The sequence below is a fragment of the Streptomyces sp. NPDC051020 genome (assembly GCF_040683105.1).
Classification (GTDB): domain Bacteria; phylum Actinomycetota; class Actinomycetes; order Streptomycetales; family Streptomycetaceae; genus Streptomyces.
This window is the reverse complement of the sequence record NZ_JBFBCG010000156.1, coordinates 1-8,173: the sequence shown is the minus strand read 5'-3', so window position 1 is coordinate 8,173 and position 8,173 is coordinate 1. Positions and strand designations below refer to the sequence as shown.

8 protein-coding genes and 4 pseudogenes are annotated in these 8,173 nt (G+C 68.3%); 3 read left to right on the top strand and 9 right to left on the bottom strand.

The window, feature by feature from the left end; all coding sequences use genetic code 11:
* A pseudogene (locus AB0N06_RS37335) lies at window positions 1-128 on the top strand (NAD(P)H dehydrogenase); the annotation flags it as partial.
* Window positions 129-551: 423 nt separating this feature from the next.
* On the top strand, window positions 552-1,196 hold the full coding sequence (locus tag AB0N06_RS37330; RefSeq protein WP_366139122.1) for a DsbA family oxidoreductase: 645 nt from the start codon (window positions 552-554) through the stop codon (window positions 1,194-1,196).
* A 77-nt stretch (window positions 1,197-1,273) separates the two neighbouring features.
* On the opposite strand, the gene AB0N06_RS37325 is transcribed toward AB0N06_RS37330, so the two are convergent.
* From AB0N06_RS37325 to AB0N06_RS37315, 3 genes and pseudogenes are all read right to left on the bottom strand, one after another.
* Window positions 1,274-1,588 carry a hypothetical protein gene (locus tag AB0N06_RS37325; protein ID WP_366139121.1) on the bottom strand — a complete coding sequence of 105 codons (315 nt, stop codon included), beginning with the start codon at window positions 1,586-1,588 and terminating at the stop codon, window positions 1,274-1,276.
* A 172-nt stretch (window positions 1,589-1,760) separates the two neighbouring features.
* Window positions 1,761-2,268: pseudogene (locus AB0N06_RS37320) on the bottom strand (TetR/AcrR family transcriptional regulator); the annotation flags it as partial.
* A 455-nt stretch (window positions 2,269-2,723) separates the two neighbouring features.
* A pseudogene (locus tag AB0N06_RS37315) lies at window positions 2,724-2,952 on the bottom strand (Tn3 family transposase); the annotation flags it as partial.
* Between the two features lie 197 nt (window positions 2,953-3,149).
* On the opposite strand from AB0N06_RS37315, the gene AB0N06_RS37310 reads away from it, so the two are divergent.
* Entirely contained in the window at window positions 3,150-4,232 is a 1,083-nt protein-coding gene (locus tag AB0N06_RS37310) for a protein kinase family protein (RefSeq protein ID WP_366139120.1), read from the top strand.
* A 26-nt stretch (window positions 4,233-4,258) separates the two neighbouring features.
* On the opposite strand, the gene AB0N06_RS37305 is transcribed toward AB0N06_RS37310, so the two are convergent.
* The 6 genes and pseudogenes from AB0N06_RS37305 to AB0N06_RS37280 all read right to left on the bottom strand — a co-directional run.
* Window positions 4,259-4,681, bottom strand: a complete 423-nt coding sequence (locus AB0N06_RS37305) for a DUF6262 family protein (protein ID WP_366139119.1) — start codon at window positions 4,679-4,681, stop codon at window positions 4,259-4,261.
* A 5-nt stretch (window positions 4,682-4,686) separates the two neighbouring features.
* Window positions 4,687-5,262, bottom strand: a complete 576-nt coding sequence (locus AB0N06_RS37300) for a hypothetical protein (RefSeq protein WP_366139118.1) — start codon at window positions 5,260-5,262, stop codon at window positions 4,687-4,689.
* Between the two features lie 192 nt (window positions 5,263-5,454).
* Window positions 5,455-5,844, bottom strand: coding sequence for a hypothetical protein (locus tag AB0N06_RS37295; protein ID WP_366139117.1), 390 nt, complete (start codon window positions 5,842-5,844; stop codon window positions 5,455-5,457).
* A 252-nt stretch (window positions 5,845-6,096) separates the two neighbouring features.
* Window positions 6,097-6,975 (bottom strand): annotated as a pseudogene (locus AB0N06_RS37290) (transposase).
* 127 nt (window positions 6,976-7,102) lie between these two features.
* Window positions 7,103-7,741 carry a DsbA family protein gene (locus tag AB0N06_RS37285; protein WP_366139116.1) on the bottom strand — a complete coding sequence of 213 codons (639 nt, stop codon included), beginning with the start codon at window positions 7,739-7,741 and terminating at the stop codon, window positions 7,103-7,105.
* 251 nt (window positions 7,742-7,992) lie between these two features.
* Window positions 7,993-8,173, bottom strand: a 181-nt coding sequence (locus AB0N06_RS37280; RefSeq protein ID WP_366139115.1) for an SDR family oxidoreductase, incomplete at its 5' end; no start/stop codon positions are given.

Here is an 8,173-nt window from a genome sequence, read left to right as displayed (position 1 = left end):
GCAACCCCTACGGCACCTCCCACGTCGACGCCCAGGGCAACAACCCTGTCGACGACACCACCCGCACCGCCGCCCGCATCCAGGCCGAACGCGTCATCAAGATCGCCGCACAGCTCAAGGCCGCCTGACCACCTCGGCACTCCACCGGGCATGTCTCTTTGCCGGCGCCGACAAAGAGACATGCCCTCGAACCAGAGACGAGGCAGTAACGCGTACGCAGCCGGGCCTGCGTCGCACACGGTCCTGGGCGACGCCAGGCGTGTTGAACGAAGCCCGGCAGCCAGTCGGCGGGCCGGGCATAGATCTCCGCCTTCGCACCACACGGCTCGGCGCTCGTGAGGCGGGCCGTCCGCCTGTCCCATCGATGCCACTATTCGTTCGGTCGTCTACCCCATAGTAGACCGGCCTCCTGATTTAGATTCCCCGCCAGCCCTGGCCGACAGCCGCCGGGATACGCCCCATCTGGGTCCGGACGAAACCAGGAGCCGCCGCCACACCGGCACGGCCCCCATGCCCGGACGGCCCATCGCGAACATGGAGACAGTTGACACATGCGCGTCGAGATCTGGACAGATATCGCATGCCCCTGGTGCTACATCGGCAAAGCACGTTTCGAGCGGGCACTCGCGGCTTTCGAGCACCGTGACCACGTTGAGGTGGTGTACCGGTCGTTCGAACTCAATCCGAAGGCCGAGAACGGCACGAAACCAATCATCGACGCCGTCGCAGCCCAGTATGGACGTACCCGCGAACAGCAGGTCGCACGGGAGGAGCACGCTGCGTCTCAGGCACGCGCCGAAGGGCTCGACTTCCGGGTAGGCGGACGCCTGCACGGCAACACCTTCGATGTCCACCGCCTGCTGCACTTTGCCAAGACCCGCGGCCTCCAGGTCGAGCTGATGAATCTCGCCTTCCGGGTGAACTTCGCCGATGAGCGCTCGATCTACGACCGGGAGACTCTGGTGGACCTGTCGGTCGCGGTGGGGCTGGACGAGGCAGCGGTTCGCGAGGTGCTCTCCAGCGCCGACCGGTACGCCGAGGACGTACGGGCCGACGAGCGCCAGGCCGCTGAACTGGGCGCGGGCGGCGTGCCGTTCTTCGTCCTGGACAGGAAGTACGGCATGGCCGGCCTGCAGCCCGTCGAGCTGTACACCCAGGTACTGGAGCAGGCATGGCAGAACCGGCAGACGGCTTGACACCGGCTCACGGCGGCGTGAGGCCCTTCGGGACGGCGATCGCGGGAGGCCTTGTCACGCCTGCAGAGGGGAACTGCCTAACCGGAGTTCGGCGATACCCCTCTACCCCGAAGACCGGCCCGATGGTCGGCTAGGGCGAGGGCGCTGGCGCGGTTCTCGTACTCGCGGCGTGCCTTGCGCCGGGCCGGGACGACCGGGAGGCCCTGGGTGCCGTCGACGGGCTGGCAGCGGGCGAGGAACTTCGGGCGCTGCAGGGGGTGGAGGCTGCTGGAGGTGCCGGCGTCCTCCTCGAAGACGGCCGGGTCCTCGAAGACGGCCTCGGTGAGGACGAGATTCTGCGGGGCGGTCGACTGCTGGTCAGTCGGGACCCGCTTGTAGACCAGGTTCGCCATCGGGGCCCCTTCCGCGCGGAGGAATGGACCCCATATGTCGTCAAACCCTGTCATCAATCATTGTCGGATCCGATGGGATCAACGCCGCCCTGGCGTCCCGTAATGTCCGGGTTCCTTGGATGCCGGCCCCACCCGTCGTCAATCGTTTGCGGACACTGAGGGGTCGCTGGGCTGGTCTTCGTTGCACGGCGTCGGCGATGACCGCTGTCACGAGCTTGTCGACGGCTGCGGTGGTCGGTGGGCCGAGGTCGCGGTCGGCGAACAGGAGATGCCCGCCGCCGACCAGGGAGCGGGTGAGGAAATCAATGTCGGCGTCGGCCGCGATGCGACCCCGGTCCCGTTCCTCGTCCAGGTAAGCGGAGATCGCGGTCGCGGCCTGGGCGAGGATCGCGATGCCGCCTCCGGGCCTGGCTTGCCGCAGCCGTGCACGCAGCTCATCCCGGAAGGTGATGAGCGGGATGATGGCCACCGGAATCGGTCCGAACAAGGTGGCCAGCGCGTTGGTGAGGTTGTCGGCCACCGTGCCGGTGCCGACGGACTCGCGCAGCGCACCCGCCTGCGTCTCAAGCTGCGCGGCCCGGTCAAGCACCAGGTCAGCGAGGAAGGCGTCGAAGTCGGTGAAGTGCCGGTGCAAGACGCCTTTAGCGCCAGCCCGCCTCGTCGGCGACGGCCCGGCTGGTGCCCGTTCGGCAGAGCGGTCTTCGTATTGATCAGTACGTGCCGGTTGGGAGTCTTCGGCCAGGTGACGCGACGCTGGGCGAGCCAGGCCAGCAGGGTCTGGTGAGGAAGTTCGCCGAGCCGTTGGGCGTGTCCGGCGATGGTGATGCGACGGTTGGGCAGGTCGAGGTCGTCCAAGGTGAGGCGTCGGATGGCCGTAGCGCGGGCGGCGTGGACGGCGGCCAGGGCGACGATCAGCCGCTGCACCGGAGTGACGGCGACCCGCTGGACGGCGAGGACCTCGGTGTCGGTCATCGGCAGCAGATTGCGCTCGATCTCCTCGGTCTTGAGCCGGGTGGTGGGGTGGCGAAGATCAGGCCGCGCTTCTTGGCAAAGCGAGACAGTGAGCGTAGTGCGGCGATGGCGTTGCGCCGCTGCCATCCGCGTAGGGGTGACAGCGCGGCCGTGATACCGACGCTCACTCCTGCCCGCCGTCGTCGTCCTCGTCCAGCTCCGGCGCGTCCGGGTCGCGCAGCGGGCGGCAGGGCGCCGCCGGCCGGAGTCGAGGCGGTGAAGCGGTAGCGGCCGAGCACACTGAGATTGCGGTGCTTGAGCGGGGACAGCCGGGCGACGTCCTCGTCGCGGATCTCGTGGCCCTCGACGCGAAGCTGGTCGACGGCGGCGTCGATGTACCGCGTGGTCCACAGCGTATCCGGGGCAAATGGGTGAACAGTGGGTGTTCGCGCAGGTAGAACGTTTGCGGTCGTGTCCGTAAGAGATCGATGTCAGGAGGTCTCGCGTCGGGCGACTTCGAGCACCTGCTCCTTCGACAGCCCCGGCGGATAGGGTCGACCACGTCCGCGAGATCGCCGAAGCCCTGGCTGTGGGCACCGAGGAGTCGTCGATGCACCATCCGGACCCGCGGTATGCCGCGCGGCTCGCCACGTATGGGACCGTCGCCACGCGCCTGTCCGTTCTGAGTGACCGTCGGCTCGGCGAGGTCGTGGCCGCCGGAGCCCCGCTCGGGTCCGGCATCGGCGGCAGGTCTGCGGAGCTGGACATCGATGGCACGCGGGTGTTCATCAAGCGGGTCCCCCTGACGGACACCGAGTTGCGGCCGGAGAATGCGCAGTCGACGGCGAACCTCTTCGGACTGCCCATGTTCTACCAGTACGGGGTGGGATCAGCGGGGTTCGGGGCCTGGCGAGAGCTGGCCGTGCACGTCATGACCAGCAACTGGGTCCTCGGGAACGAATACGAGGGCTTTCCACTGATGTACCACTGGCGCATCCTGCCCGACTCCCCTCCTGAAGGATTCGCCGACGAGTTCGGGGGCATCGACGGTGCGGTCGCGCACTGGGAGGGCTCATCGGCCGTGCGCGAGCGTCTGAAGGCCATCGGCCGGTCTTCGTCCAGCCTGGTGCTCTTCTTGGAACACGTCCCGCAGACACTTGGCGACTGGCTGCACGACTACCGGACCGCCGCGCCGGAGGGCGGGGAGGGCTCGCCGTATCCGTGGGTGGAGGAGGCCCTTTCGCGAGGGACTGCCTTCATGAGCTCGCACGGACTCGTCCACTTTGACGCCCACTTCGCCAATATCCTGACCGACGGTCGGCTGCTGTACTTCGCGGACTTCGGGCTCGCTTTGAGCTCCGGCTTCGAACTGTCAGCCGCCGAGGCGGAGTTCCTCTCCGACCATCTTTCGTATGACCGCTGCCATACTGCGAGTCATCTGCTCCGCCGCCACCTGCCCGACGGCCTGCGCGGCGGTATGGAACACGAGGCGTTCCTGCGCGCGTGGATCGCCGGCCACCGGCCCGATGGCGTCCCACGCGAGATCGCCGCGATCATCGACCGGCATTCCCGAGCTGCCGTGATCTTCGGTGAGTTCGCCCGCCGTCTGCTCGCCAAGAGCAAGCGGACGCCATTTCCGACCGCCGAAATCGAGCGGGCCTGGCGCACCACTGCGGTCGCGGCGCCGCATTGAGGCCGGATTACGGCAGAAGATCGCCGTCAGGATGCTTCGGGATGGGTGGTGTGCCGGGAGCCGAGGCGGCGCCGCAGTTCGAGGTTCTCGCTCTGGGCGGCTTCCAGGGCCTGCGTCAGGGCCTGGACCTCGTTGCGGTGCCGTCGCTTGAGCTCGGCGAGCTGGGCGATGAGGGTGCGCACGACGCTGCTGGGCGAGTCGTCGGGCGGCTGCGTGGCCGGCTGTGGTGGGTGGCTTCGCTGCTGGGTCCGCAGATGCTCGACTCGTCGGCGGATCTCGGTGCACCGGTAGAGGAAGTCGAGCGAGACGCCTGCGGTCTGGGAGAGGCCGCGGAAAGTGATGGGCTGCCCTCGGCGGATCAACTCCCGCAGGCCCTGCTCGGCGCGGGCCTGGGCGGCGGCGCTCTTGCGGGCAGCGGCCTGGCGGAGGTTGTCGGGGTTTCCGCGCATACCGGTCACCTCCCGTCCCGGTCACGGGTGATCGCATCGGTGCGGGCTTCGACGCCGGCCCGGCGGACGGCCTGCAAGGGCTCGTCGGCGAGCCGGGTCTGTTCGAGCTTGAGGATGATGCGGCCGAGGGCGTCTTGTTCCTGGCGGCGTCCGGCGAGCCAGACGTTGTCCTCGCTCATCGGGTGCCCGGTCCGGGCCGTGAACGCGTTCTGCCGCTCGGCGATGAGCTGCTCGGTGCGCTGCCGCTGGGCGGTGAGCTCGGGCAGGAAGGTGGCGTCCGTGGCGAACTTGTCGCAGGTCAGGCAGGCGTTGCCCTTCGCGCCGTCGCGGACGTCGAGCCGGCGGGCGAAGCCGAACAGCGTCTGGTTAATGCGTTCGAGAGGGTAGGCCTTGTCGGCACGGCGGCTCATCTTGTGCGCGAGGAACAGGTGCTTGGGTGTGGTCCCTGCCGCCCAGCGACGACCGGGATGGGCGTCGGCCCACTGTTGCTGTGCGCGGATGATGGCGACGATCTCGGCGTCGACGAGGATCGTGTCCGGTGCCTGCTCGATCTTCGTCTGCTGGTAGCGGAGCTTGGCCATGAAGGCGCCGTCGGCGGCTCAAACGGCGCTCTGACCATCGCCACCCTCGCCATCGAGGCCCAGGTTCCCCGCAACACCCTCACCCAGCGGCACCCCGACCTGCTCAACGAGGGCTGGTTCGGCGGGAGCACTGTCCGGGCCTGGGCGTTGGTGCCGATCCTTGTCGGCGTCCGGCACCAACAGCCGCGGATGTCACTTACCTATCGCGTGCACCCGGTAGCTGACCGCCGGGTAGGGGAAGTCGCCCTGATTGAAAGTGCCCGTAACGAAATAGATGTCCCCTTCCTCGCTGGGCGTGCCGGGCTGGCAGTTGGGCCTGAAATAGACATCGATGTCCTGAGACGCGGTCAGAGACGTCAGGTTCGTGTTGGACCAAGCCGATTGCGGCAGGGTCTGACACTCTCCGACCTTGCTCAGGTCGGCCGGCATGTCCCTCCCGGTCAGTCCGGTGCCGGCGTAAAAGTGCGCTCCGGGCAGAAAAGTGGTCGCCGAGGCAGCCTGCGCACTCCCCCCGAGAGCCAGCAGCGCCGCAGCGCCGACTGTGGTGGCGACGCCGACCCACTTCTTCGTTCGAGTAACCATGGACTCACCTTCACTGACTCATCTGGTCATACAGGGGACTTTACTGACGGCTCGAGATTTCTAGCCGACCGGTCACCTAGACTAGACGACTGGTCAACTGTCGTCAATCCCAGGGGTCTTGGAGAGCGACAGTCTTGGACTCAAGGGACCCGTTGCGCATACACGATCTCCGTCTCCGGGGATGGTCCTCGAGCCAGGTCCTGGTGGACAGCCTGTTGTGACTCCTCCACCCTGAAGGGGGGTGGCTTCTCGCTATGCCGGTTGGGCTTCGCGACGGACCAGCCCGGCCCGTAGAACGTTCAGGGCGCCCACTATGTCGGCGTGCGCTGTGTGGCCGCACACGGTGCAGTGGAACTTCTCCTGGGTGGGCCGGTTCTCCTTGGCGGTGTGGCCGCATGCGGGGCACCGCCGGGAGGTGTTGCGGGGGTCCACCGCCATCACTGTCCGTCCGGCGCTTTCAGCCTTGGCGGTCAGGATCGTCAGGAACAACCCCCAACCGGAATCGCTGATCGATCCCCGTCGCCCGAGTCCGCGAGGAAGTTGGCAATGCCCAGGTCGATACCGGCCACACTGCCGGTCGCGGGCAGCGGCTCGGGCCGGGGCCGTTCGGCAGTCAGCACGACGAACCACTTACGGCCCTGGCGCTTGACCGAGACCGTCTTGACCCTGCCGGCCACCGGCCGGTGCTGGTGCCCCTTGACGTGCCCGACCCCCTGGATGCTCACGCGCGTGACCGGACCGTGCGGGGTGGAGTCCCAACGGCAGCCGTCGCCGTCCTTCGGGAAGACGACCGTGTCGAAATGCCCTACGCCCTTGAAGCGCGGATAGCCCGGCTTCTCACCGGCCCTGACACGGCGGAAGAACGCAGCGAACGCCTCGCCCGAACGCCGCAGCGTCGCCTGCTGACTGGAGAACGACCAGCGGCCCTGACGCGCCAGGTCGAACGCCCGGATCTTCTTGAGGGTGCACGGACTGCGGCCCGTACCGGACAGTGGCCTTCGAGGTGTGGTGCCAGGCGTCGCGGCGCTCCTGCGCCCCGTTGTAGAGCGAGCAGTGATCACGCAGCATCTCACCAAGCGCGACCTGCCGGCCCACGGTGGGCCGCAGGAAGAAGTGGTACGCACGAATCACCCGGCCCACCCCCTCTTCGATCCGAACCGACGGGCCGTCTTCCGCGCCGGCGTCCGGGTTCGATGGGCGCCCCCGTCGACGCCCGAGGTAGCTCCCCGGACGCGTCGGCGCATCGGTGAGAAACTGGTCAGTCGAAGACGGGACCAACGGTACGGCTGCGCTTGATCTCGTAGAAGCCTGGCGTGGAAGCGACGGCGAGGGCACCATCCCACAGCCGGGCTGCCTGGTCGCCCTTGGGGGCCGGTGTGACGACAGGACCGAAGAAGGCAACCTTCCCGGTGTCGGGGCCCGGTACAGCAATGATGGGGCTACCGACATCCTCGCCGACCAGCGCGACACCCTCGTGGTGCGAGGCTCGCAGCAGTTCGTCGTAGTCGTCCGTGTCGCCGGCGTCGGCAAGGTCTGCAGGCAGTCCTACGTCCCGCAGAGCGGTCTCGATGGTCGTACGGGTCCTGGGCTGCTCCTGCAGGTGGAACCGGGTGCCCAGCGCGGTATAGAGGGGCTCCAGCACGTCGGGACCGTGCTCCTGCGCCGCCGCGGTCAGAACGCGGACCGGCGCCCATGCCTGCCCCATCAGGACACGGATACGCTCGGGCAATACGTCAAGGCGGCCCTCGTTGAGGACGGCCAGACTCATCACATGCCAGGTTATGTCGATCGGACGGGTTTCTCGGACCTCCAGCATCCAGCGGGAGGTCAGCCAGGTCCACGGGCACACGGGGTCGAACCAGAAGTCGACGGACGTGCGGGTGCGGGAGTCACTCACAAAGGGATCCAAACTCGGTCGCGAGCCCGCAGGGCGGGCCGGGGATGGGTCGACGGTCGGGTGGAAATTCGGTGGACGCCATCTGGTCCTGGCACCGAGCAGGCCGGGGCCTGCTCAGCGGGCTCCATCCGGTGCCCGGCGGCGGCCTCTGCCGGTTCCGTACGCGATGACCCCGATCCGGCCGTTGGTCCGCAGCAGGGGCGGGGGCGGCGGCGCCCCCGCCCCCGCCGCGGCGTGCGATCCGCACCCGCTCAGCGGCCGGCGGTCTGGCCGCCGTCGACGGGGAGGACGACGCCGGTGACGAACGGGGCGTTCTCGAGGTAGACCACCGCGTCGGCGATGTCGCTCACCTCGCCCATCCGGCCGACCGGGTGCAGGGCGGCGAGGGCCTCGTGGTGCTCCTCGGGGTGCATGGGGGTCTTGATGGTGCCC

Coding starts and splice junctions, on each gene's coding strand:
- AB0N06_RS37300 (WP_366139118.1), bottom strand. CDS start 5,262: ATGGCCAAGCTCCGCTACCAGCAGACGAAGATCGAGCAGGCACCGGAC.
- AB0N06_RS37310 (WP_366139120.1), top strand. CDS start 3,150: ATGCACCATCCGGACCCGCGGTATGCCGCGCGGCTCGCCACGTATGGG.
- AB0N06_RS37295 (WP_366139117.1), bottom strand. CDS start 5,844: ATGGTTACTCGAACGAAGAAGTGGGTCGGCGTCGCCACCACAGTCGGC.
- AB0N06_RS37325 (WP_366139121.1), bottom strand. CDS start 1,588: ATGGCGAACCTGGTCTACAAGCGGGTCCCGACTGACCAGCAGTCGACC.
- AB0N06_RS37305 (WP_366139119.1), bottom strand. CDS start 4,681: ATGCGCGGAAACCCCGACAACCTCCGCCAGGCCGCTGCCCGCAAGAGC.
- AB0N06_RS37330 (WP_366139122.1), top strand. CDS start 552: ATGCGCGTCGAGATCTGGACAGATATCGCATGCCCCTGGTGCTACATC.